A 21,892-nucleotide genomic window follows, 5' to 3' on the forward strand; every position below is an offset into this window, starting at 1 on the left:
CGGTAAAGCACCACGCGGGCGCCGCCCGCGGTCGCCGGCACGAGAGGGCCGAGCAGATCCAGGCTCGGCGAGCTGCTGTTCCACTCACCATGCCGTTCCACTGACCGCGCCGCGATCCCATGCGTCGTCTATCCATGCTGATCGGCACCGCCGGCCTCGCGCTGGCAGCGCTCGTGCTCGCGCTGCTCGCGGGCGAGCTGTTGCTGCGTGCCCTTGGTCAGTCTTACTACTGGGCGATCGCCAAGCGCCCCGACCCGGTGCTCGGCTGGCGCCCGCCGCCGCACAGCGCCGCTTGGCAGCGCTTCGAGGGCGCGGCCCTCGTCGAGACCAATGCGCTTGGCTTCCGCGACCGGGATCATGCCGAGCCCAAGCCCGCGGGCACGTTGCGGGTCGTGGTGCTCGGCGACAGCTTCACTGAGGCGGTGCAGGTGCCCCTGGCGCAGACCTGGTGGCGGCTGCTCGGCGATCGGCTGCAAAGCGACTGCAATCCGGGTGGGGAGATCGAGGTGCTGAACTTCGCCGTCAGCGGCTATAGCACCGCACAGGCGCTGCTGACCTGGCGCCGCTACGCCCGCGGTTACAGCCCGGACCTGGCCATCCTCGCGTTTTTCATCGGCAACGATGTTGCCGAGAACGTGCCGGCGCTCGACGCCGAGCCGCTGCGGCCGTATCTGCTGCCGGGCGCGGGCCCGCTAGTGCTCGACGACGGCTTTGTGCAGAGCGATGCGTACCTGGCGGCCACGTCGCCGGTGGGGCGGGCTCGGCAATGGCTGCTGGAGCGCTCGCGCATCGCGCAGCTCTGGGTGCAGGCACGCGATGCCGGGCGCCTGCGCCGCTTGGCGGCCGCGGGCAGGGCCGACGCCGGGTCCGCGCACGAGCCGCAGGAGCCCGGCGTCGACAACGGCATCTATCGCCCACCGGCAGACGCCGACTGGGCGCTGGCCTGGGCCGCCACCGAGGCGATGCTCGGCGCGTTCGCCGAGGAGGCCCGTGCCGCCGGCGTCGAGCCGGTGCTGATGCTGATCGGCACCGGCGTGCAGGTGCACCCGGACGCAGGCGCCGCGGCGCGGTTTGCGGCGGCGCTCGGCGTCGATGATCTGGGCTATCCGGTGCGCCGGCTCCTATCGGCGGCGGCGCGCGCGGGGCTCCCCGCGGTGAACCTGCCGGCGCTGCTGGCGGCGCAGGCCGAGCGTGACGGCGTGCTGTTGCACGGCCTGCCGGGCGCGCGCGCCGGCTTCGGCCATTGGAACGCCGCGGGGCATCGGGCAGCCGCGGAGGCCACGGCGGCGCTCGTCTGCGAGCTGTTGCCGCGGGCGAATCGGGCGGCGCCCTGAGTCGACTGGGATCGCCGGCTTTCCAGCCGGCTCACTGGGATCGCCGGCTTTCCAGCCGGCTCACTGGGATCGCCGGCTTTCCAGCCGGCTCACTGGGATCGCCGGCTTTCCAGCCGGCTCGGCGCCGACGCGGCTCAATGCCGCGTCGGCGGCGTTAGGCCGATAAAAGGGCACCTGCGCGGTCGTCCGCCCGGCGGCGCGGCATGGGCAACCGCCCGGCTCCCGCGCCGCAGATCGCGCGCCGGGGGCATCGAGCCCCCGGCACGCGAAGCCGGCTGAAAGCCGGCGATCCCAGTCCCTCGCCCACTAGCCCGCTTGGGGGCGCCGAACGCAGATGAGTCAAGCTGACGACGACAACTGGGGGAAGGGCCGAGGGCCGAGGGCCAAGGGAGCCCTCCTCGGCCCTCGGCCCTTGGCCCTTGGTTCAATGCGCCAACGAGCGGGCTGCGCAAGACAACGCTCCGTCCACTGTTCGGTCTGAGGTTCTGCCGGGCCAGGCATCCGGCGAGTTTTTCAAGCCCCCGAGTTGTTCCGTGTCGGACGCGTGCCACAAACCGGCGCCTAGTGACTGGTTAAACTCACGGCGCCCGAACATAAGCGCGCCGATGTCGGCGGCTGACCGCCGGACATCTGCTCTATCTCAAGGACCAGCAGCCATGAAGTTTCAGATGCTCCCGCGGTTGACCTCGATGCTCACGGTTTGGTGCGTGCTGCTGCTGTGGCAGCTCAGCGCCTTCGGCGTTGGGGGCGTCGGCGCGCTCGCGTTCCTGCTGTTGCTGGCGCTGCCGGTAACCATGTCCGGGGCCGAGGCCGCCTTCTGCCGGCGGCACGCCTTCCGCAGCGAATACCTGACGGGTCCGAGCTGGCTCCACCGCATCATGGGCCTGGAGCCCTTGGTGTTTGGACTGGAGGCGGTGAAGGCGCTGCTCTTGACGGCGCTGCTGATGATCGCGACCCTGTCGCTGACGCTGCGCGGCTGGGCGGTGCTGTTGCTCGATGTCGTGATCCTGGCGATGCTGATGCCGCGGCTGCCGGGGCTGCTGGCCGACGCCGCCGTCAAGCACACTTACGTGTTCGCGCTCGGCCGGCGCTGGGCCATCTGGTTCAGCACGCTGTTGCTTTGGCTGGAGTCGCTGGCCGTGCTGCTGCTCGCCGCCGGCGACGACTACCGCGGCCTCACCTGGGAGGCGGCGCTGCACTACAGCGTCGCGGACGGGCAGCTTGCGGGGGACGGCATTGTCGCGGCCATGCTCCGGCTGCACGACGGCGCCGCGGGCTTGGGCCGCTGGGCGAGCTGGGCGGTGCTCGGGGCCGACGACCCGGTGCAGCGCTGGGCCGCGGTGCTCGTGCTCGCTGCGGTGACGGTGGTCGGCTTTCTCGTTGCGCTCGCCTACAGCCGAGCGCTCATCGGCGCCCTGGCGCGGCCGCTCGCCATCTGGCGTCCGCGACCGCAGCGGCGCGCCGGGGGCGACGCATTCGAGGCTTGGTGGCTTTGAAAGAGGTTCTAGGGGCTAGGGACTAGGGACTAGGGGCTAGGGAGGCGAGGGCTCAGACCGGCCAGCGCAGAGAGGGTCTTGTGGGCATCTCGCTCGTTCGGGCAAGTGAACCAAAGGGCCGGGGGGCGAGGCTGGGGGCCGATGCGTGGACCGCCGGCCTGTTGCTGCCCAAGCGGGGCAGCCTGTGAAGTGGCTCCATACCGTACACGGCTCTACGCGTCGAAAGTACGCGAGCAACAGCCGATAACGGTAGAATGCGCCTAGCGATTTATCCGAAGGGGAATCATCCGTGAGCCAGGCAACCCGCGCTGGACAACTGACACTGGGCGATTACTTGGACCGGGCGTGGCGCGAGGGCGCCATGTGGACGCTGATCTGCGCGGCGCTCTACCTCGTCGTCGCTCTCGCCAGCTACTCACCGGCCGACCCGGGCTGGTCTTACGTCGGCCAGAGCGAGTCCGTCGCCAACGCGGGCGGGCGCATCGGCGCCTGGTTCGCGGACTTCGCGCTGTTTCTGTTCGGCGTGCTCGCCTACCTGCTGCCGCTGATGGTGGCCTGGAGCGCCTATCTCGTGTTCCGCCAGCGCGCGCCGGAGCCGGAGACCAAGCTCTATTGGCTCGCGCTGCGCTGGGTGGGTTTCCTGTTCCTGCTGACCGCCGGCGCCGCGCTCGCCAACCTCTACGCCGCCGATCTGCTCACCGAGCTGCCGAACGGCATCGGCGGGGGGCTGGGCCAGTTCGTCACGGACTACGCCGTCATCGCCTTCGGCAGCGGCGGCGGGCCGCTTGCGCTGACAGCGCTGTTTCTGGTGGGCTTCATGCTCGCGACGGGCATCAGCCCGCTGCAGGTGGTGGATGCGCTGGGGGCCGTGACGCTTGCCGTGTTCCGGGCACCGATCGCCGCGTTGCGGGCGCTCGGGCGTATCCGCTTGCCGCGCTTCTCGCGGCGCCGCGCGGAGCCGGACGATGGCGATGACTGGGTGGACGATGGGTCGGCGGACGCGCCTGACGCGCGCGACGCGGGGGTAGGCCGGTTCCGGGCGGAAGATGAGCGCGATTACGACGATGACGACGAGCTGGACATCGAGCCGCCGCCGCGCACGGAGGTCTCCCGCTTCGTCAAGCCGGCCGCGGCCGCGGCCGCGCGAGCGCCGACGCCGCCGGAGCCCCCGGCACGCAAGCGCCCCAAGCCCGTGGATCAGCGCCAGTTGCCCCTGCCGCGGCTCGCCGGCGATCCGGGCGACCGCCCGCCGCTGGAGCTGCTGGACCCGCCGAAGAAGAGCGCCCGCGCCGTGAGCCCGGAGCAGTTGGAGACCATGTCGCGGGAGCTGGAGGCGCGCCTCGCGGAGTTCGGCGTCGCCGCCGAGGTCGTGGCCGTGCACCCGGGGCCGGTGGTGGCGCTGTTCGAGCTGGAGCTGGCCCCGGGGCTCAAGGTGAGCAAGATCACCGGGCTCGCGAAGGACATCGCGCGGGCGTTGTCCAAGCTTAGCGTGCGCGTGGTCGAGGTGATCCCGGGCAAGTCCGTCATCGGGCTGGAGGTGCCGAACGACCAGCGCGAGATGGTGTATCTCAGCGAGACGCTGGGCTCCGCCGCCTATCGCGAGGCGAAGTCGCCGCTCACCATCGCCATGGGCACGGACATCTCGGGTGACCCGGTGGTGGCGGATCTGGCGCGTATGCCGCATGCGCTGATCGCGGGCACCACGGGCTCCGGCAAGTCCGTCGCGATCAACGTCATGATCCTGAGCTTGGTCTACAAGTCGAGCGCCGAGGACGTGCGGCTCATCATGGTGGACCCGAAAATGCTGGAGCTCTCGGTCTACGAGGGCATCCCGCATCTGCTGACGCCCGTGGTCACTGACATGAAGGAGGCGGCCAACGCGCTGCGCTGGTGCGTCGGCGAGATGGAGCGCCGCTACAAGCTCATGGCCGCACTCGGTGTGCGCAACATCGGCGGCTACAACCGCAAGGTGGCCGAGGCCATCGAGGCCGGCGCACCGCTGCGCGACCCGCTGTACCGCCTCGCCGACGACACGGAGATGACCTTCGACGACGACGGCCAGCCGGTGATTCCGACCCTTAGCAAGCTGCCGTACATCGTTGTCATCATCGATGAGCTTGCCGACATGATGATGGTGGTGGGCAAGAAGGTGGAAGAGCTCATCGCCCGGCTCGCGCAGAAGGCGCGCGCCTCGGGTATCCACCTGCTGCTGGCCACGCAGCGGCCATCCGTGGACGTGCTGACGGGCCTGATCAAGGCCAACATCCCGACGCGCATGGCGTTCAAGGTGTCCGCTCGGGTCGACTCGCGCACGGTGCTCGACCAGATGGGCGCCGAGCACCTGCTCGGCCACGGCGACATGCTCTATCTGCCGCCCGGGGGCAGTATCCCGCAGCGCGTGCACGGCGCCTTCGTGGACGACCACGAGGTGCACCGGGTTGTGGATTTTTTGAAACAGCAGGGGGCGCCCGACTACATCGACACCATTTTGCAGGAGCCCGGCGAGCATCTGCCCGGCATCGACCCGGAGCCGAAGGGCGGCGGCGATGTCGAAGACCTGGACCCGCTGTTCGACGAGGCCGTGCAATATGTCGTTGAGAGCCGCCGCGCATCCATTTCCGGCGTGCAGCGTAAGCTCAAGATCGGTTACAACCGGGCGGCGCGCATGGTCGAAGAGATGGAGCGCATCGGCGTCGTCGGACCGCCGGAGACCAACGGCAACCGCGAAGTACTCGCACCAACGCCCGTGGAGGGTTGAACCATTGTTGTTTTCGATTGATTCGCCGCGGCGGCGCCTGATGGCCGCCGCAAAGGCCCTGTTCCCGGTGCTCTGCATCGCCGCCATTGTCGCGAGCCCGGCGGCACGCGCCGCCGCCGACGGCGTGAAGGAGGTCGGCGACTATCTGCGCGGCCTCAACGCCTTGCAGGCGGAGTTCCGTCAGATCACGATCCCCGCCGACGGCGGCGCGGAGCTGGAGGCGAAGGGCACCTTCTACCTGCTGCGCCCGAACCGCTTCCTGTGGGAGTACGACAACCCGAGCACGCAGCGCATCGTCGCCGACGGCAAACGCATCTACATGCACGACACGGAGCTGAACCAGGTCACGCACCGCAGCCAGAAGGCCGTGCTCGACGGCACGCCGGCGCAACTGCTCGCGAGCCGGGAGCCGCCGGAGGAGTATTTCCGCATCAGCAACCTGGAGCGCGACGACCACCGCACCTGGGCCGAGCTGATCCCGAAGACGCAGGACACCGACGTCACCAAGCTCCAGATCGGCTTCGTCAACGGCGAGCTGGACACGCTGCTGATGGAGGACCGCTTCGGCCAACTGACGCGGTTCATTTTCACCGACGTGGACCGCAACCCGCAGCTCCAGTACTCGATGTTCCGCTTCGAGCGCCCGCGCGGTGCGGACTTCCTGGCGGTGGATTGAGGCTCGACCTGGACTCCTTGACGGGGCCGAAGCTGTGCAAATGAGGCTGATTTCGCAACAACACCCGCGGGGAGGGCCGAGGGAGTCCGCCTCGGCCCTTGGCCCTCGGCCCTCGGCTCCGTCGCGAGCGGGTTGCGCAGCACCGCGCCCCCGGTCCTTGCCGGCCTGAGGCTCCCCCGGCATGTTCACCGGCCTAATCCGAGCCATCGGCGAGATCGAGCGCATCGCGCCCGTCGGCGGCGACATGCGCGTTCGCGTGCGCACGGCCAAGCTCCCGCTGGCCGACATCGCGCTCGGCGACAGCATCGCCGTGAACGGCGTCTGCCTGACGGCGGTGGAGCTGGATCAGGGCCGTTTCGCGGCCGATGTCTCGCGGGAGACCCTCGCGCATACGACCCTTGGCGATCTCGGCCCCGGCGCCCGCGTCAACCTGGAGCCCGCGCTGACGCTCTCGACGCCCCTGGGTGGGCATCTGGTCAGCGGCCACGTGGACGGCGTCGGCCAGGTGCTGGAGGTGCGTGAGGACGCGCGCTCCTGGCGGCTGCAGATCCATGCGCCGGCGGAGCTCGCGCGCTACATCGCACCCAAGGGTTCCATCTGCGTTGACGGCACGAGCCTGACGGTGAACCGCGTCGTCGGCTGCGTGTTCGACTTGAACATCGTGCCGCACACGCTGCAAGAGACCATCATCGGCGACTACCGCGCCGGCACGCGGGTGAACCTGGAGGTCGACCTCATCGCCCGCTACCTGGAACGGCTCCTGCTCGGTGATCGCGCCGCGGACGCGGGCGGCGAGGCCATCACGCTGGAGTTTCTGCGCCGGCACGGCTTCGCGGGCTGAGCCAACGGCCGCCGCCGTCGCCGACTTCGCCGCTGCGCGCGCGCGCCTTCGCCCACCGGCACCGCGCCGAACCGGGGAGGCGTCGGGCGGCGGCGCGGACAAGCTCGGCTATACTCGCCAATCATCGACGCCGTCTCCCTGACCCCTCATGACCTCAGTCTCCGCGTCCGGCGTGCTGCCCGCCCCCAGCCCCATCTCGGACGCCGCCCAGGCCGCCTTCGAGCGCGAGGTCGGCAGCGCCGGGCTGGATCCGAGCCAACGCTGGATCGGCGGCTACGTCGACTACGAGTGGACCCATCTGCGGCCGGTGCTCGCGGCCTATGGCATTGATGTCGCCGGGCAGAGCGTCCTCGAGCTCGGCTGCAACGTCGGCGCCTCCGCGGTGGTGCTGGCTGCACTCGGCGCCGACGTGCAGGGCGTGGATGTGGACCTGCGCCTGCTGGGCGTTGCCCAGGCCAACGCCCGCCGCTACGGGTACGACATCGCATTCACCCACGTAGCGGACAGCCGCCGCCTGCCGTTTGCCGCTGCAGCCTTCGACCTCGTCACCTGCAACAGCGTGTTGGAGTACGTGCAGCCCGCATTGCTCGCCGGCGTGCAGCGCGAGCTCGACCGTGTGCTGCGTCCGGGCGGACTCATTCTGGTCAGCGGCACGAGCTCGCGGCTATGGCCGCGGGAGGTCCACAGCGGGCGCTGGTTGGTCAACTATCTGCCGCGAAGCCTCGTCCGGCGCCTGCGACTGTCGGGTCATCCGGTCTGCAGCGTCTGGCCCTGGACCATCCGCCGCGGCTTCGGACGCGGCTACAGCAATCTCGATGCGCTGGATGGAGGACGCGCGTTCATCGCCGCGCGCGCCGCCATGCAGCCGCCCCAGGCCGGTTGGCCCAAACGTGCGCTGGCGCGGCTAGCGGGCAGCTTCGGCGTCGGCCCCGGCCTGCTGATGAACAGTATCTCCTGCGTGCTGCGCAAGGATGAAACCCCATGACGCGCGTCACCGATAGCCCCGTCGACGTTGTGCTGAGCGTCGATGTGGAGTTTTCGCTCAACAGCGCCCTCGCCCAACCCGAGCAACCGCCGCTGGGGGCGGAATGGGTCTACGGCGAGGCCGGCGGGCGCGCCGAGGGGCTCGGCTTCATGCTCGACTGCTTCGACCGCCACGGTCTCAAGGGAACCTTCTTTACCGAGGTTTTCAATACCTATTTCTTCGGCGACGGGCCCATGCGCCGCGTCGCCGCCGACATCCTCGCCCGCGGTCATGACCTGCAGCTTCACCTGCACCCGGTCTGGCGGGGCTTTCTGAATCCGCGCTGGCAGAGCGAGCCGATGCCGCCGCCGCCGGGCGCCGACAGCCTCGTCGGCAGGCCGCCGGCCGAGATCGCCGCGCTGTTGCGCGAGGGCGCGGCTATCCTGGAGCGGCTCAGCGGGCAGCGACCGACGGCGTTTCGGTGCGGCAACCTCGATGCGGGCGCAGCGCTCTATCAGGGCATGGCAGAGGCCGGCCTGGTGCTTGCGTCAAACGTCGGCGTCGGGCTGCTGCGACCCGCCGAACCGCAGTTGCAGCTTTACGCCGGCCTGCACCTCATCGGGGATGTGCTGGAGGTGCCGGTGACCACCTACCGCATGCCGTTGTTCCGTAACCGGCTGCTGCTGCTGACCACCGCCGGTTCGTCCACGGCGGAGATCCGGGCGGTGCTCACCCGTGCGGCCCGCCAGGGCGTCGGACCAGTGGTGGTGCTGATGCATCCGCATGATTTTCGCCTCGCCTTGTCGCAAGCGCCGAGCGGGCCGCCGCGCTATGCCGCGGACCGCGTGCGCCAGCGCCGCCTGGAGCAGCTTTGCGGGCACTTGGCTACCCAGCCGCGGCAGTATCGAGTGACGACCTTTGCCGAGGCCGCCACGCGCTGGCGCTCGGCCGCAGCATCGCAGCGGGCTGAGCCGCCGCTCTGCGGCTCCATCGCCGGACTGGCGCAGCGCCTGCTCGAGAACAAGCTCCGGCCGGCGCTGCTCGGTCTGCCGCAGTAGCACCGGGGGCAACACTGCGCCATCGACCATGCCGGCCAGGCAGCAGACGCAGCGGCAGCAAGCGCCTGCCCGACCACGCCGGAGCAGGCGGTCTGCTGCTTTGCGGTAGATGACGCGCTCGGGCTGCTGTGGTAGGTTGCCCGGCTGTTTTGCAGTTTCCCGCCCGAGCACCACTCAGCTCATGTCGCTGAATTCCACCGAAGACATCATCAGTGATCTGCGCGCCGGGCGGATGGTCGTCATCATGGACGACGAGGATCGGGAGAACGAGGGCGATCTCCTGCTCGCGGCCGACTGCGTAACCCCGGAGGCGATCAACTTCATGGCCAAGTACGGCCGTGGGCTGATTTGTCTGACCCTGACCAAGGCGCGCTGCGAGCGCCTGCATCTGCCCTTGATGGTGAATGCGAACAACGCGCCGCATGCCACCGCGTTCACGGTGTCCATCGAGGCCGCGCGCGGCGTCACTACCGGCATCTCGGCGGCGGATCGGGCGCAGACCATCCGTGCCGCCGTCGCACCGGATGCCAAGTCGTCGGATCTGGTGCAGCCGGGGCACGTGTTTCCGCTCATGGCGCAGCCCGGCGGCGTGCTGGTGCGGGCAGGGCACACGGAGGCCGGCTGCGACCTCGCGCGGCTCGCCGGCTTCGAGCCGGCGGCGGTCATCGTCGAGGTGCTGAACGAGGACGGCACCATGGCGCGTCGGCCGGATCTCGAGGCCTTCGCCGCCGAGCACGGGCTCAAGATCGGCACCATCGCGGACCTGATCCACTATCGCGTCGCGAACGAGAAGGCCGTGGTGCGCGAAGAGCAGTGCGAGCTGCCGACGGACCTCGGCAACTTCCAAGTGACGGCCTACCGCGACACCATCGAGAACGAGGTGCACCTGGCGCTGGTGATGGGCACGGTGTCGCCGGAGCGCCCGATCCTGGTGCGCGTGCATCTGCAAAACGCGCTGTGCGACCTGTTCGGGGCCTACCATCCGGCCTGCGGCTGGCCGCTGAAGGACGTGATGCGGCAGGTCTCGGCGGCGGGCGAGGGCGTCATCGTCGTGCTGCGCAACCGCGACCGCGCGGACGACCTGCTGGCCAAGGTGCGGGAGTTGAGCGATGTGGATGATGCCGAGCGCGGCCCGCCGCTGAAGACGGACCGTAACGAGCTCCGCACCTACGGCATCGGCGCGCAGATCCTCGCCGATCTCGGCGTGCGCAAGATGCGCGTCATGAGCGCACCCAAGGCCATGCACGGCATCTCCGGCTTCGACCTCGAGGTGGTCGAGTACGTCGGCGGCGGCTGAAGGCGTGGACCGCGACCAAAACGCACGGGCGGCAGCCTGACCTGCTTCTGCCCCCATCGATTCAGAACGGCAAAGGCCGCAACACATGATCAAGACTATCGAAGGTGCCATGCGCGCCGACCAGGGCCGCTTCTGCCTCGTGGTGTCGCGCTGGAACAGCTTCATCGTTGAGAGCCTCGAGAAGGGGGCCATCGACACCCTCCAGCGCCATGGCGCGGATGAGGCCAACCTGACCATCGTGCGCGTGCCCGGCGCATTCGAGATGCCAGTCGCCGTCGAGCGCATCGCGGCCAAGGGCGGCGTCGATGCGATCATCGCGCTCGGTGCGGTCATCCGCGGTGGCACGCCGCACTTCGAGTACGTCGCCGGTGAGTGCGTGAAGGGCATTGCGCAGGTGAGCCTCAAGTACGGGGTGCCCGTCGCCTTCGGCGTGCTGACGGTGGACAGCATCGAGCAGGCCATTGAGCGTGCCGGCACGAAGGCGGGCAACAAGGGGGCCGAGGCGGCCATGTCTGCCATTGAGATGGTCGACCTGCTGCGACACTTCGACTGATGGCCGGACCCCGCAGCGAAGCGCGGCGCTACGCGCTGCTGGCGCTGTATCAGTGGCAGTTGAGCGCGCAGCCGCCAGCGGAGATCGTCCGCCACTTCCTCGACGACCCCGACTGGGCCGCCGCCGTTGCCGCTGACCTCCTGGGCCAGCCGGACGGCACCCCCTTGCCGGCAAAGCGGGGCTACGACGCGCAGCTTTTCAGCGAGTTGGTGCGTGGCGCCGCCGAGCACGCCGACGCCATCGACGACGCCCTGCGCCCGCTGCTCGATCGCGCCGTGACCAGCCTGGACCCGGTGGAGCGCAATATCCTGCGCATCGGCACCTACGAGCTGCTGCATTCCCCGCAGTTGCCACTCGGCGTCATCATCAACGAGGCCGTGAACCTCGCCAAGGAGTTCGGCGCCACGGACGGTCATCGCTACGTCAACGGCGTACTCGACAAGCTCGGCCGCCAGCTCCGCCCGGCGGAGCGCGGGCGACCGCGCGCTGACCCCTGACCGCTCGCTGCCCACTGGTACCCTCATGTCCGAGTTCGATCTGATCCGCAGGCACCTGACCGGCGTCGGCGCGGGCCGCAAAGATGTGCTCGTGGACGTCGGCGACGACTGCGCGCTGCTGCACGTGCCGGCGGGACGAGAGCTCGCCGTCGGCATCGATACGCTGGTGGCCGGCGTGCACTTCCTCGCCGACTGCGATCCGGCGGCACTCGGCTGGAAGGCGCTGGCCGTCAACTTGAGCGACCTCGCCGCCGTCGGCGCCGAGCCCGCCTGGGCGACCTTGGCGCTGACCTTGCCTAGGGCAGATGAGGACTGGCTCGCGGCCTTCGCCCGCGGTTTTCGCGAGCTTGCGGTGCAGGAGGATGTGCGCCTCATCGGCGGCGACCTGACGCGCGGCCCGCTGACGGTGACAGTGCAGGCGCACGGTTTCGTGCCGAGCGGGCACGCGCTGCGTCGCGGTGGTGCCAAGCCGGGCGATCTCGTTTGCGTGAGCGGCGCCTTGGGTGATGCCGGGCTCGCCCTGCAGCACCTGCTGCGCGGCGAGCCGACGGACGGCTATCTCCGGCAGCGCCTGGAGCGGCCGACGCCGCGCGTTGCCCTCGGGGAGGTGTTGCGCGGCGTCGCCACCGCGGCCATCGACCTGTCCGACGGGCTCATCGCGGACTTGGGCCATGTGCTGGACGCCAGCGGCGCCGGCGCCCGCATCGAGCTGGCACGGCTGCCACTGGCCGATCAAGTGGCCGCCGCCGTCGGCGCGGCGGACGACTGGGCGCTGCCGCTCGCCTCGGGCGACGACTACGAGCTCTGCTTCACGCTCCCACCGGCAGCGGCGGGGCAACTGCCCGTGCTGGCCGCTGCGGCGGGCTGTCCGCTCACCATCATCGGCGAGGTGGTGCGCGAGGGCGGCTTGACGCTCATCCGCGCGGATGGCTCGACATGGACGCCGCAGTCCCGCGGCTACGATCACTTCGGCCGGGTGTGAACAAGTGCGCCCCGCGATGCACCGGAATCAATCACAGCGTCGGAATCGGCGTGCGCCCGTGGGCGGCCTCGGCGTCCCGAGTGTGCGACAATTCGCGGGCTTTCAAGCTTTTCCTTGATTCCGATCATTGCAGTCAGTTTTAGGAGTCTCAGATGAACGCATCTGCTCAGACCAACGGGTCTTTCAACACCTCAGATCCCAAGCATCTCGTCGCCTTCGGGTTCGGCGCCGGGCTGGCGCCGAAGGCGCCCGGTACCGTCGGCACCCTGGTGGGCGTCGTGCTGTACTTGGTGCTGTCCCTGTTGCCCGTGTCGCTCTATATCCTGATCGTCGCCGGGCTCTTCGGGCTCGGCGTCTGGGCCGTCGGCGGCGTTGCCGGCGAGCTCGGCGACGACGACCCGCCCGCCATCGTCTGGGACGAGGTGGTGGGCTTTCTGATCGCCATGATCGCGGCCCCCGCGGGCATCATGTGGATCATCGTCGGCTTCCTGGTGTTCCGGCTCTTCGACATCTACAAGCCCTGGCCCATCGCGGGCTTCGAGGCGCGCTACAAGGGCGCTCTCGGCATCATGCTCGACGACGTGCTCGCCGGTGTCTACACCTGGCTCGTGCTGCATGTGCTGTGGATGATGGTGGAGGCCTCGTTGCGTGGTGCCGGCGCGCATTGATGCCGTCGGCGCCCACTGATGCCGCCGGCGCCCGGCCCGCCGGCTCGATAGGGCTCGCATGAACGACCTGACGAGCTACAACGCGGAGGGCTTGGAGCGCCTGCCGCTGCACCGCTTCAGCGAGCGCGCGTACCTGGACTATTCCATGTACGTAATCCTCGACCGCGCCTTGCCGCATGTCGAGGATGGCCTCAAGCCGGTGCAGCGGCGCATCCTCTATGCCATGTCTGACCTTGGCCTGTCGGCCGGGTCCAAGCACAAGAAGTCCGCGCGCACCGTCGGCGACGTGCTGGGCAAGTTCCACCCGCACGGGGACTCCGCCTGCTACGAGGCGATGGTGCTGATGGCGCAGCCCTTCAGCTATCGCTACCCGCTGGTGGACGGGCAGGGCAACTGGGGCTCAGCGGATGACCCCAAGTCCTTTGCGGCCATGCGCTACACCGAGGCGCGGCTCGCCCGCTACGCCGAGCTGCTGCTGGCGGAGGTCGCGCAGGGGACGGTGGACTGGCAGCCGAACTTCGACGGCACGCTGGAGGAGCCCAAGCTCTTGCCGGCGCGGCTGCCGAACCTGCTCCTGAACGGCGCCGCCGGCATCGCGGTCGGCATGGCGACGGACATCCCGGCGCACAATCTGCGAGAGGTCGCCCGCGCCTGCGTGCACCTGCTGCGGCACCCGGACGCGGACATCGCCGAGCTGATGCGGCACGTGCCGGGGCCGGACCTGCCCACCGCCGGCGAAATCGTCACGCCCGCGCATGAGCTCCGGCGCATGTACGAGACCGGCCAGGGCAGCATCAGGCAGCGCGCCCGCTGGACACTGGAACAAGGCGAGATCGTCATCACCGACCTGCCGTACCAGGTGTCCGGCAACCGGATCATGGAGCAGATCGCCGCGCAGATGCAGGCGAAGAAGCTGCCGATGATCGAGGACCTGCGCGACGAGTCGGACCACGAGTGCCCGACCCGCTTCGTCATCGTGCCGCGCTCCAACCGCGTCGACCTGCCGCGGCTCATGTCGCACCTGTTTGCGACGACGGACCTGGAGCGGAGCTATCGCGTCAATCTGAACGTGATCGCGCTGGACGGCCGCCCGCGCGTCATGAACCTGCGCGAGATTCTGGCGGAGTGGCTCGAGTTTCGCACCACCACGGTGCGCCGGCGCCTGCAGCATCGGCTGGACAAGGTGCTGGAGCGCTTGCACCTGTTGGAAGGCCTGCTCATCGCCTTCCTGAACATCGATGAAGTCATCCGCATCATCCGCACAGAGGACGAGCCAAAGCCGGTGCTGATGGCCCGCTTCGGGCTCACGGACGCGCAGGCCGAGTACGTGCTGAACACTCGCCTGCGGCAGCTCGCGCGGCTCGAAGAGATCAAGATCCGCGCCGAGCAAGAGGAGCTTGAAGCCGAGCGCGACGGGCTGCAGGCGACCCTGGGCGACGCCGGCAAGCTGCGCGACCTGATGATCGAGGAGATCGAGCGCGACGCCGAGACCTACGGCGATGACCGCCGCTCGCCCTTGGTGGAGCGCGACGGCGCCCAGGCGATGAACGACACGGAGCTGAGCCCGAGCGAGCCCGTGACCGTGGTCCTGTCGCAGAAGGGCTGGGTGCGCCAGGCCAAGGGTCACGACATCGACCCGCTGAGCCTGGGCTACAAGGCGGGTGATGCCTATCTGGATGTCGCGCGGCTGCGCAGCAGTCAGCCCGCCGTGTTCCTCGACTCCACCGGGCGCAGCTACTCGCTGCCCGCGCACACGCTGCCGTCGGCGCGCGGGCAGGGCGAGCCACTCACCGGCCGGCTGGAGCCGCCGCCCGGCGCGAGCTTCGTCGCCGTGCTCGGCGGGGAGCCTGACGGGCGCTGGCTGCTGGCGTCCGACGCCGGCTACGGATTCGTCTGCACCCTGGCGGACCTCATCGCCAAGCCGCGGGCCGGCAAGGCGGTGCTCACGCTGCCGACCGGTGCACGGGTGCTGCGGCCGGTGCCGGTCCCCGGCAGCACCGCGGATCTGGTTGTAGTCGCCACCAGCACGGGCCACCTGCTGGCCTTCCCGCTCGCCGAGCTGCCGGAGCTGGTGCGTGGCAAGGGCAACAAGATCATCGGTATTCCAGCGGCCAAGGTGCAGGCCCGCGAGGAGATCGTCGCCGGCATCGCTGTCGTGCCGGCAGGGGCGAGCCTGGCCGTGCTGTCCGGCAAGAGGACCTTGAACCTCAAGCCGGACGATTTGTCGCACTATGTCGGTGAGCGTGGTCGCCGCGGCCACCTGCTGCCGCGGGGGTTTCAGCGGGTTGACGGGCTCAATGTGAGCTGAGCGGATGGCCCCGCCCCGCTAATCCTGTGAGACATCGGGTGCCGCACGATTGGGAATACGGCAACGACAACAGCGGAGGCAGCGATCGCATTCTTGGTTGCCGCCCTATCGCGTTGGTGAGGGTCAAGAACAACGGGTAGCACCCGGAGGCGGCATTGGCAGTGGAACAACTCGCAACCACGTCCACGTAGGCTAGTCTATGGTGCTCCAGTCACAAAAAGGTAAGCGTATGCATCTGCGCGTAGCGGCCTTGACGTTCCTCCTTTGCCTTTTCACCTGGCAGAGCGTTTTCGCCTTCGGTTGGGTCCCATCCCCGAAGGAGTACTTTCTCTTGCCGGATTACTGCAAGGCCAAAATGAGTGATTTCATCAGAGGCTTTCTTGCTGGCAAGATCGGCAGCACCTCCGAGTGGCGGCGAGAAGCGGCGTCGATGTTGGTGCCCGAGTCGCAGATTCCGCAGTGGAAGAAAAGGGTAGGACCGGATTTTCTTCACGTCCATCATTATTGTTTTGGGCTTTCGTGGCTTAGCAAGGCAGAGGATCCAGAGAATCGCTCCCGCGCCGCGTGGGCGTATAGACAGGCGGTTGGCGAGATTGACTATACCAGGTCGAAATCTCGGCCCGGAGCGCCGCTGTGGGAGGTCATGTCCATCGACTACGCGCGTGCGCTCGCCGGCAATGGACAATGGGGGGAATCCCAGGCTGTGTTCCAAGACCTGCTGGCCGATAATCCGAGCAACTCGGATATTTGGGTGGCATATGCCAAACAGTTGAAAAGAAGACGCAAGCTCAACGATGCCATCGCGCTGTTGGAGCAAGGGTTGGAGAAAGCAAACAAGAAAGGCCCGCTGCTCTATTGGCTGGCCATCTATCAGTTCGACCTTGGTGATCTGACCCGTGCCGCGGAAACCACGGCGCGTGCGGAAGCGGCAGGTATGAAAGTGGATTCCCTCAAACGGCGGCTTGGGCGAACAGCGGTTCCGGCTGCCGCAGACTGAGGCGATGTGCGGGCACCCGCGAGGTGGCCCGCGTAGTCAAAGCTTCCAGCCTTGATGGCGTCAGGCCAGGATGGCCTGACGACGCAGTCGGCGGTGTGGCCGCGGTGACGATGAAGGCCGCGTCGGCGCGCTTACAGATCGCCGCTCGCACCCGCTTCCATGATGGACTCAATGTTGTCGCGCACCAGCTCGGCCTTTTCCAGCAGCTCGGGCGGCAGATTTGCGCTCGGGATGATCTTGCCGAGGTCCAGGGTCACGAGCCAGGCCTTGCCATCGGCGTCTTCGATGAGCGTGATGCGGCACGGCAGATAGGCCGAGAAGTCCGGGTTGAAGATGACCATCTCGTTGGCGATGGCCGCGTCGCAGAACTGGAAGATCTCGATGCGGTTGCTGTCCACGCCCATCGCCTCAAGCTCTTTGTAGAGGGGCAGGTGGGCGACGAGCTTGAAGTTGAGCCCGTTGGCGCGGAGCTTCATGGATTCCACCGCATCGTCCATCGACACGTCTTCGGCAAGCGGCATCTTCAAGACCGTGTCCGAGATGGAAATGCCCTCGGTGGCGCCGGCGGCGAAAGGGACGCCGACAAGCGCGGCCAACAGCACGAGGGTGAGCATAACTTGATGACGCATTGGAATCGGTCTCCTCTGGCAGCCGCGGCGTCGGGTGTGACCCGTCGGAGGCGCGGCTAGCTTCTTGATGTTCTGCGTGCGGCGACCTGGCCTGACGCAGCCTGATGTCTTCGGCGTCGGCGACGAACCGACGCCGAGACATTGTGACGAGTTGTCGCCCCGCTGCCAATCGCCGGCACTGATGCGGCGCAAAGGTATCGGGAAACGGCAGCGTTGTGCGTGGGTGCCGCACGCCCATGCGCCCGTTGTCGGCCTATACTTCTGCCGGGCCATCGCCCGTGGCGACGGCGCTACGCGCCGGTCGCAACAACAGGCCGCGGAGGGGAAGGCGTTTGGATCCCAGATATGAAGCCGTCGTCGAATCGCTGCGCGGTGCGGAGGCAATCTCCGTTGCCTTCTCAGGCGGCGTCGACAGCACGCTGCTGCTCGCCTGCGCGCAGCTCGCCGTGGGCGCGGAGAGGGTGCTCGCGCTCACAGCGGTCACGCCGTACATGGTCCGACAGGAGATCGGCGATGCCCTCGCGCTGGCGGCAGAGCTCGGCGTTCGCCACGAGCTGGTCGAGATGGACATGCCGAGCGCCATTGAGGACAACCCGCACGACCGCTGCTACCACTGTAAGCACCGCATGTACGAGCTGCTGACGGAGCATGCGCGGCTGCTCGGTTATCCGCGCCTCGTCGATGCCAGCAACCTCAATGACGCCGACGGCAGCAGGCCGGCGCTGCGGGCGGTGCGCGAGGTCGGCGTAGGCACGCCCTTCATCGCCCACGGCATCGACAAGGACGCCGTGCGGGCCATCTCTCGCGAGCTGAATCTGTCGACCTGGCAGAAGCCGAGCAACGCCTGCCTGCTGACTCGGCTGCGCCACAACCAGCCCGTGTCCATGCGGGAGCTGCAGCGCATCGAAGAGGCCGAGCGCCACCTTGAGGGCCTTGGCTTCGAGTCCGTGCGGGTGCGAAGCCACGGCAACCTGGCCCGCATTGAGGTCGCGGCCTGTCAGCGCGAGCGCCTGATGGCGCAGGCGGACGCCATCGGCGCCGCGCTGCGCGAGCTTGGCTTCCGCCATATCACCGTGGACCTGTTCGGCTATCACCACGACAGCATGGCGGAGCCTGGTGATTGATCTGGGGAAGTACGGAGTACGGAGTACGGAGTACGGAGTACGGGCACCCGCGCCTGCACTTCCGTTCGGACTCCGTACTCCGCGTCCCACCCGTACTCCGTACTTCGTACTCTCGGCCTCGATCATCGTGCCGGCCACATCGCCTGCCGCACGCAAGCGGTTCGCACAGCGGACACTACTGCGCTGGGATCGCCGGCTTTCCAGCCGGCTCGCCGCCGGCGCGGCTCGATGCCGCGTCGGCGGCGTTCGGGCCGATCAGAGAGCACATGCGCGCTCGTCCGGCCGGCCGCGCAGCATGGGCAACCGCCCCGCTCCCGCGCCGCAGATCGCGCGCCGGGGGCATCGAGCCCCCGGCACGCGAAGCCGGCTGAAAGCCGGCGCTCCCAGTCGGCGCCGGCGCGGTCTCGAGCCCGCTTGTCGGGCATACCTCAGTTTGAGAGTTTGCAGATGAGTCAAGTGTACGACCACACCTGGGGGAAGGGCCGAGGGCCGCGGGCCGAGGGCCGCGGGCCGAGGGAGCCATCCTCGGCCCTCGGCCCTCGGCCCTACAGCCGCCGCGCTCCGTAGCAGCCCCCGCGCGCTGGTCGGAGTGATGATCAAGGCCGTACTCTCCGTACTTCCTACTCCCCGTACTCCGTACTTCCTACTCCGTACTTCCTACTCCGTACTTCCTACTCAAAATCGTAGTGCTTCTCCACGGCCGCCGTGATCTCCCAGGTGCAGGAGAGGCCCGCCGGAAAGGTGATGAGGTCGCCGCGGCCGAATTGCTGCGGCTCGCCGCCGTCGGGCGTCACCGTGAACTTGCCGCGGACGATGTAGCAGGTCTCGGTCTGGTCATAGGTCCATGGGAAGGTCGACGGCTCTTTCTTCCAGACGGGCCAGTGCTCGACGCCGAGCACCTCCAGTTTGGCGGGGGAGGGCTTGCGCTCGCAGAGGATATCGAGATCGGACATGGGTCTTGTCTCCAAGGGTTGAACGGGCGGCTGAGGCTGCGCCCGCTGCTTGCGCGCTCGCGTGCCGGGTCGGCGTCCGCGTCAGAGGTCCTCGGTCTTCTCCGCCGCGCTCAGCGTGCCGAGGCGCACGGCCGCTAGGCCCGCGTCGTCGATGTCCAGCCGCGCGCCGGCGAGATCCTCTGCCGCGCGCACCAAGGCCATGGCGTCGAGCCCGTACTCGCGCAGCAGATACGGCTTGCTCGCGCCGTGGGCGTAGGTGTCCTTGAGCCCGAGCCGCACCAGCCGGCGGCCGACGCCGTGCTCCGCCATCAGCTCCGCCACCGCGGCGCCCAAGCCGCCGATGATGCTGTGGTTCTCCATGCTGACGACGCCGAGCCGCACGTCGGACACCGCCGCCAACACCGCCGGGTCGTCGAAGGGCTTCAGCGTCGAGACGTGCAGGTGCCGGACGCCGAGCCCGCGTGCGCGCAGCGCCGCGGTGGCGCGCATGGCCTCCTCGGTGCAGATGCCGGACGAGATCACGCACAGATCCGCGCCGTCGGCGAGCTGCCGGGCGCGCCCGAGCTGCATCGGCGCATCGGCCGGGAACAACCGCGGCACCTCGCCGCGGAGCTGGCGGATGTACACCGGCCCGTCGATGGCCTGGGCGACGTCGAGCACGGAGGTTGCCTCGGTGGCGTCGCCCGCCTCCAGCACCGTCATGTTGGGCAGGAGCCGCATCAGGCCCACGTCGTCGATGGCCTGGTGCGTGACGCCGCCGGGCGTCGTGATGCCGGGCAGGAAGCCCACGAGGCGCACCGGCAGGTTCGGGTAGGCGATGGACATGGCCACCTGGTCGAAGGGCCGGCGCGTCACGAACACCGCAAAGGTGTGGATGTACGGGAAGAAGCCCTCGCGCGCGAGTCCGGCCGCAAAGCCCATCATGTTCTGCTCGGCCATGCCGAGCGAGAAGAACCGCTCCGGGTAGGCATCGCGAAAGGCGTCCGCCTCGCAGGAGGACGTGAGGTCCGCGGACAGCACCAGCACCTCGGGCCGGTGCTCGGCCCAGCGCACGAAGTGCTCGCGATGCGGGCGGGTGACGATCTCGATCATGCCCGGTCCTCCGCGGCGGCGGCGTCCATGGCCGCGAGCTGCGCCTCGTAGGCGCGGATCTCGGCCTCCGACTTAAAGCGCAGATAGTGCAGCTTCGGCGTGCGCTCGCGCATCAGCTCCATGCCGCGGCAGGGGTCCGTGCGGGCGATGACGGCGAGCGGCCGGTCGCCGCTGCCGAAGCCCTGCGCAGGCGCCGCCAGCGCATCGCTGTCGTGCCCGTCCACCTCGTGCACGTCGGCGCCGAAGGCCCGCAGCCGCGCCGCCAGCGGCTCGATGGTCATCACGTCGGTCATCGCGCCGTCGCACTGCTGCGCATTGGCATCGATGTAGACGCCGAGATTGCCGATGCGATGGTGCGCCAGCGCCGCGACGGCCTCCCAAGTCTGGCCTTCCTGAAACTCGCCGTCGGACATGAACACCCAGACGCGGCCGGTCTCGCCCTTGAGCTTGCGCGCCAGCGCGATGCCGCCGGCCTGGCTCAGCGCCTGCGCGAGGGAGCCCGCCGTCACCTCGTGCCCAGGCGAGTGCTCGGCGCCGATGAGCTCGACGGTGCTGCCGTCCTGGTTGAAGGCATCGAGGCCGTTCGGCCCGAGCCGGCCGAGCGCAATCAGCACCGAATACAGCACCAGCGCGTAGTGCACCGGCGAGAAGATGAAGCGGTCCAGGTCCGGCGCCCGCGGGCCGTTGTAGTCGGCACCGGTAAAGGCGTGCGGGTTGTTCGGCCCCGGCACGCCGGCGAAGGGCCGCGGCACCAGCGGGGCGGTGCTCTCGCCCAAGCGCATCACCCGCAGATACAGCGTTGCCAGCGTCTCCGCCGACGAGCAGGCCTGGCTCAGGTAGCCGCCGTTGTTCTTCAGCGTGTAGGCGAGCACGCGCCGGCGCACGGCGTCGGCCACGCGGGCGACCTCCGCGGCGGCGTCGCGGCCTGGGGCGACGGGCATGGATGTGGCAACGGCTTGGTTCATCAGTCGGTTCCGCGGTGGCGGTTGAAGGTGTCGATGGGGCGGATTGTAGCCGCGCGGCCCCGCCCGCGGCCCGCCTCAGCGGGGCAGGCTGCCGCGGCTGGCCAGGTACAGGAGCGGCCCGACGAGCGGCAACTGCTGCCAAGCGGGCGCCGGCGGCAATCCCCGGCGGCGGCGGTCCGTTGCGGCGGCCAGGTGCAGCGCCGCGCTCAGCGCAACCAGGTCCGCTGACATCACGGCGATGAACTGGGAGCTTGCGAGCTGCGCCGCGAAGGCCTGCGGGCTGCCCGCGACCAGCGCAAAGCCGACCAGGGCCAGCGTAATGGCGAGCAGCGTCCAGCCCGCCACGCGCGAGCCGATGGCCCGCACGAAGTGCCCCGGTGAGGCGTCGAGCGGCGCGCGCGCGTCCCGCAGCACCAGATAGGGCAGTAGCATGATCCCACCGAGAAAATAGCCGCCGATGGCGAATGGCCAGGCGCGCGGGCGGCCCGTGTCGAACAGCACAATCGCCAGGAACGCCGTGGGCAGCACGCCGAGCAGGTTGAAAATCGCGATGGCGATGGGGTCGACGCGACTCGTGTCCGCCAGGGCCAGGGCCGTCAGCTCGCCGAGCAAATCCTGTGGTGGCGGCGGCGACAGCAGCCAGTAGCCGACGAGGCCGAGCCACAGCGCCCCGTACAGGAGCCGGTGGGTGCGCATGCCG

Annotated in this window: 20 protein-coding genes; 15 read left to right on the forward strand and 5 right to left on the reverse strand. The window is 69.0% G+C overall.

Translation table 11 applies throughout. The features are described from left to right. Window positions 1-119: 119 nt before the first annotated feature. From ML01_RS13060 to ML01_RS13125, 14 genes are all read left to right on the forward strand, one after another. Window positions 120-1,334, forward strand: a complete 1,215-nt coding sequence (locus ML01_RS13060; RefSeq protein WP_156427703.1) for an SGNH/GDSL hydrolase family protein — start codon at window positions 120-122, stop codon at window positions 1,332-1,334. Window positions 1,335-1,990: 656 nt separating this feature from the next. Next, a complete protein-coding gene (locus ML01_RS13065) occupies window positions 1,991-2,830 on the forward strand; it encodes a hypothetical protein (protein WP_058555840.1) in 840 nt (279 codons plus the stop codon). 289 nt (window positions 2,831-3,119) lie between these two features. Next, the gene (locus ML01_RS31190) at window positions 3,120-5,588 is read left to right on the forward strand and encodes a DNA translocase FtsK (RefSeq protein WP_058555841.1); all 2,469 of its coding nucleotides are present in this window, start codon (window positions 3,120-3,122) and stop codon (window positions 5,586-5,588) included. A gap of 40 nt (window positions 5,589-5,628) precedes the next feature. After that, window positions 5,629-6,264, forward strand: coding sequence for an outer membrane lipoprotein chaperone LolA (gene lolA, locus ML01_RS13075; RefSeq protein WP_058555842.1), 636 nt, complete (start codon window positions 5,629-5,631; stop codon window positions 6,262-6,264). 181 nt (window positions 6,265-6,445) lie between these two features. Next, window positions 6,446-7,105, forward strand: coding sequence for a riboflavin synthase (locus tag ML01_RS13080; RefSeq protein ID WP_058555843.1), 660 nt, complete (start codon window positions 6,446-6,448; stop codon window positions 7,103-7,105). A gap of 148 nt (window positions 7,106-7,253) precedes the next feature. Beyond that, the gene (locus ML01_RS13085; RefSeq protein WP_058555844.1) at window positions 7,254-8,090 is read left to right on the forward strand and encodes a class I SAM-dependent methyltransferase; all 837 of its coding nucleotides are present in this window, start codon (window positions 7,254-7,256) and stop codon (window positions 8,088-8,090) included. After that, a complete protein-coding gene (locus ML01_RS13090; RefSeq protein WP_058555845.1) occupies window positions 8,087-9,127 on the forward strand; it encodes a hypothetical protein in 1,041 nt (346 codons plus the stop codon). Before ML01_RS13085 ends, ML01_RS13090 begins: the two co-directional genes overlap by 4 nt. Window positions 9,128-9,308: 181 nt before the next feature. Beyond that, a complete protein-coding gene (gene ribBA, locus ML01_RS13095) occupies window positions 9,309-10,424 on the forward strand; it encodes a bifunctional 3,4-dihydroxy-2-butanone-4-phosphate synthase/GTP cyclohydrolase II (RefSeq protein ID WP_058555846.1) in 1,116 nt (371 codons plus the stop codon). An 85-nt stretch (window positions 10,425-10,509) separates the two neighbouring features. Continuing rightward, entirely contained in the window at window positions 10,510-10,977 is a 468-nt protein-coding gene (gene ribE / locus ML01_RS13100) for a 6,7-dimethyl-8-ribityllumazine synthase (protein ID WP_058555847.1), read from the forward strand. Then, the gene (gene nusB, locus ML01_RS13105) at window positions 10,977-11,474 is read left to right on the forward strand and encodes a transcription antitermination factor NusB (protein WP_058555848.1); all 498 of its coding nucleotides are present in this window, start codon (window positions 10,977-10,979) and stop codon (window positions 11,472-11,474) included. Before ribE ends, nusB begins: the two co-directional genes overlap by 1 nt. Before the next feature lie 25 nt (window positions 11,475-11,499). Continuing rightward, entirely contained in the window at window positions 11,500-12,456 is a 957-nt protein-coding gene (thiL, locus tag ML01_RS13110; protein WP_058555849.1) for a thiamine-phosphate kinase, read from the forward strand. A gap of 152 nt (window positions 12,457-12,608) precedes the next feature. After that, window positions 12,609-13,124, forward strand: coding sequence for a phosphatidylglycerophosphatase A (locus ML01_RS13115; RefSeq protein WP_058555850.1), 516 nt, complete (start codon window positions 12,609-12,611; stop codon window positions 13,122-13,124). 58 nt (window positions 13,125-13,182) lie between these two features. Continuing rightward, window positions 13,183-15,432, forward strand: a complete 2,250-nt coding sequence (gene parC, locus ML01_RS13120; protein WP_058555851.1) for a DNA topoisomerase IV subunit A — start codon at window positions 13,183-13,185, stop codon at window positions 15,430-15,432. 355 nt (window positions 15,433-15,787) lie between these two features. After that, window positions 15,788-16,429 (forward strand): tetratricopeptide repeat protein, encoded by a 642-nt coding sequence (locus ML01_RS13125; protein ID WP_156427704.1) that lies wholly within the window; start codon window positions 15,788-15,790, stop codon window positions 16,427-16,429. A 131-nt stretch (window positions 16,430-16,560) separates the two neighbouring features. Here the strand turns inward: ML01_RS13125 and ML01_RS13130 are convergent, their stop codons facing one another. Then, window positions 16,561-17,058 (reverse strand): DUF302 domain-containing protein, encoded by a 498-nt coding sequence (locus tag ML01_RS13130; protein WP_058555853.1) that lies wholly within the window; start codon window positions 17,056-17,058, stop codon window positions 16,561-16,563. Window positions 17,059-17,390: 332 nt separating this feature from the next. Here ML01_RS13130 and larE point away from each other — a divergent pair, with 332 nt between their 5' ends. After that, window positions 17,391-18,182: an ATP-dependent sacrificial sulfur transferase LarE gene (larE, locus tag ML01_RS13135; protein WP_058555854.1), complete on the forward strand. Its 792-nt coding sequence runs from the start codon at window positions 17,391-17,393 to the stop codon at window positions 18,180-18,182. 671 nt (window positions 18,183-18,853) lie between these two features. On the opposite strand, the gene ML01_RS13140 is transcribed toward larE, so the two are convergent. The 4 genes from ML01_RS13140 to ML01_RS13155 all read right to left on the reverse strand — a co-directional run bounded on the left by ML01_RS13140 (window position 18,854) and on the right by ML01_RS13155 (window position 21,888). Then, window positions 18,854-19,135 (reverse strand): cupin domain-containing protein, encoded by a 282-nt coding sequence (locus tag ML01_RS13140; protein ID WP_058555855.1) that lies wholly within the window; start codon window positions 19,133-19,135, stop codon window positions 18,854-18,856. Between the two features lie 81 nt (window positions 19,136-19,216). Beyond that, complete coding sequence (locus ML01_RS13145; protein WP_058555856.1) at window positions 19,217-20,227, reverse strand: transketolase family protein; 1,011 nt, start codon at window positions 20,225-20,227, stop codon at window positions 19,217-19,219. Next, complete coding sequence (locus ML01_RS13150) at window positions 20,224-21,192, reverse strand: transketolase (protein ID WP_058555857.1); 969 nt, start codon at window positions 21,190-21,192, stop codon at window positions 20,224-20,226. Before ML01_RS13150 ends, ML01_RS13145 begins: the two co-directional genes overlap by 4 nt. Before the next feature lie 75 nt (window positions 21,193-21,267). Next, window positions 21,268-21,888: a hypothetical protein gene (locus ML01_RS13155; RefSeq protein ID WP_058555858.1), complete on the reverse strand. Its 621-nt coding sequence runs from the start codon at window positions 21,886-21,888 to the stop codon at window positions 21,268-21,270. Between the last annotated feature and the right edge of the window lie 4 nt (window positions 21,889-21,892).

This window comes from Thiohalocapsa sp. ML1 (genome assembly GCF_001469165.1).
GTDB lineage: Bacteria > Pseudomonadota > Gammaproteobacteria > Chromatiales > Chromatiaceae > Thiohalocapsa.

What these genes read in the sequence shown, in the direction of transcription:
- ML01_RS13080 (WP_058555843.1), top strand. Translation starts at nt 6,446, where the DNA reads ATGTTCACCGGCCTAATCCGAGCCATCGGCGAGATCGAGCGCATCGCG.
- ML01_RS13090 (WP_058555845.1), top strand. Translation starts at nt 8,087, where the DNA reads ATGACGCGCGTCACCGATAGCCCCGTCGACGTTGTGCTGAGCGTCGAT.
- thiL (WP_058555849.1), top strand. Translation starts at nt 11,500, where the DNA reads ATGTCCGAGTTCGATCTGATCCGCAGGCACCTGACCGGCGTCGGCGCG.
- ML01_RS13145 (WP_058555856.1), bottom strand. Translation starts at nt 20,227, where the DNA reads ATGATCGAGATCGTCACCCGCCCGCATCGCGAGCACTTCGTGCGCTGG.
- ML01_RS13155 (WP_058555858.1), bottom strand. Translation starts at nt 21,888, where the DNA reads ATGCGCACCCACCGGCTCCTGTACGGGGCGCTGTGGCTCGGCCTCGTC.
- ML01_RS13115 (WP_058555850.1), top strand. Translation starts at nt 12,609, where the DNA reads ATGAACGCATCTGCTCAGACCAACGGGTCTTTCAACACCTCAGATCCC.
- ML01_RS13085 (WP_058555844.1), top strand. Translation starts at nt 7,254, where the DNA reads ATGACCTCAGTCTCCGCGTCCGGCGTGCTGCCCGCCCCCAGCCCCATC.
- ML01_RS13130 (WP_058555853.1), bottom strand. Translation starts at nt 17,058, where the DNA reads ATGCGTCATCAAGTTATGCTCACCCTCGTGCTGTTGGCCGCGCTTGTC.
- nusB (WP_058555848.1), top strand. Translation starts at nt 10,977, where the DNA reads ATGGCCGGACCCCGCAGCGAAGCGCGGCGCTACGCGCTGCTGGCGCTG.
- ML01_RS13065 (WP_058555840.1), top strand. Translation starts at nt 1,991, where the DNA reads ATGAAGTTTCAGATGCTCCCGCGGTTGACCTCGATGCTCACGGTTTGG.
- ML01_RS13060 (WP_156427703.1), top strand. Translation starts at nt 120, where the DNA reads ATGCGTCGTCTATCCATGCTGATCGGCACCGCCGGCCTCGCGCTGGCA.
- lolA (WP_058555842.1), top strand. Translation starts at nt 5,629, where the DNA reads ATGGCCGCCGCAAAGGCCCTGTTCCCGGTGCTCTGCATCGCCGCCATT.
- ML01_RS13140 (WP_058555855.1), bottom strand. Translation starts at nt 19,135, where the DNA reads ATGTCCGATCTCGATATCCTCTGCGAGCGCAAGCCCTCCCCCGCCAAA.
- ML01_RS13125 (WP_156427704.1), top strand. Translation starts at nt 15,788, where the DNA reads ATGAGTGATTTCATCAGAGGCTTTCTTGCTGGCAAGATCGGCAGCACC.
- ribE (WP_058555847.1), top strand. Translation starts at nt 10,510, where the DNA reads ATGATCAAGACTATCGAAGGTGCCATGCGCGCCGACCAGGGCCGCTTC.
- parC (WP_058555851.1), top strand. Translation starts at nt 13,183, where the DNA reads ATGAACGACCTGACGAGCTACAACGCGGAGGGCTTGGAGCGCCTGCCG.
- ML01_RS13150 (WP_058555857.1), bottom strand. Translation starts at nt 21,192, where the DNA reads ATGAACCAAGCCGTTGCCACATCCATGCCCGTCGCCCCAGGCCGCGAC.
- ribBA (WP_058555846.1), top strand. Translation starts at nt 9,309, where the DNA reads ATGTCGCTGAATTCCACCGAAGACATCATCAGTGATCTGCGCGCCGGG.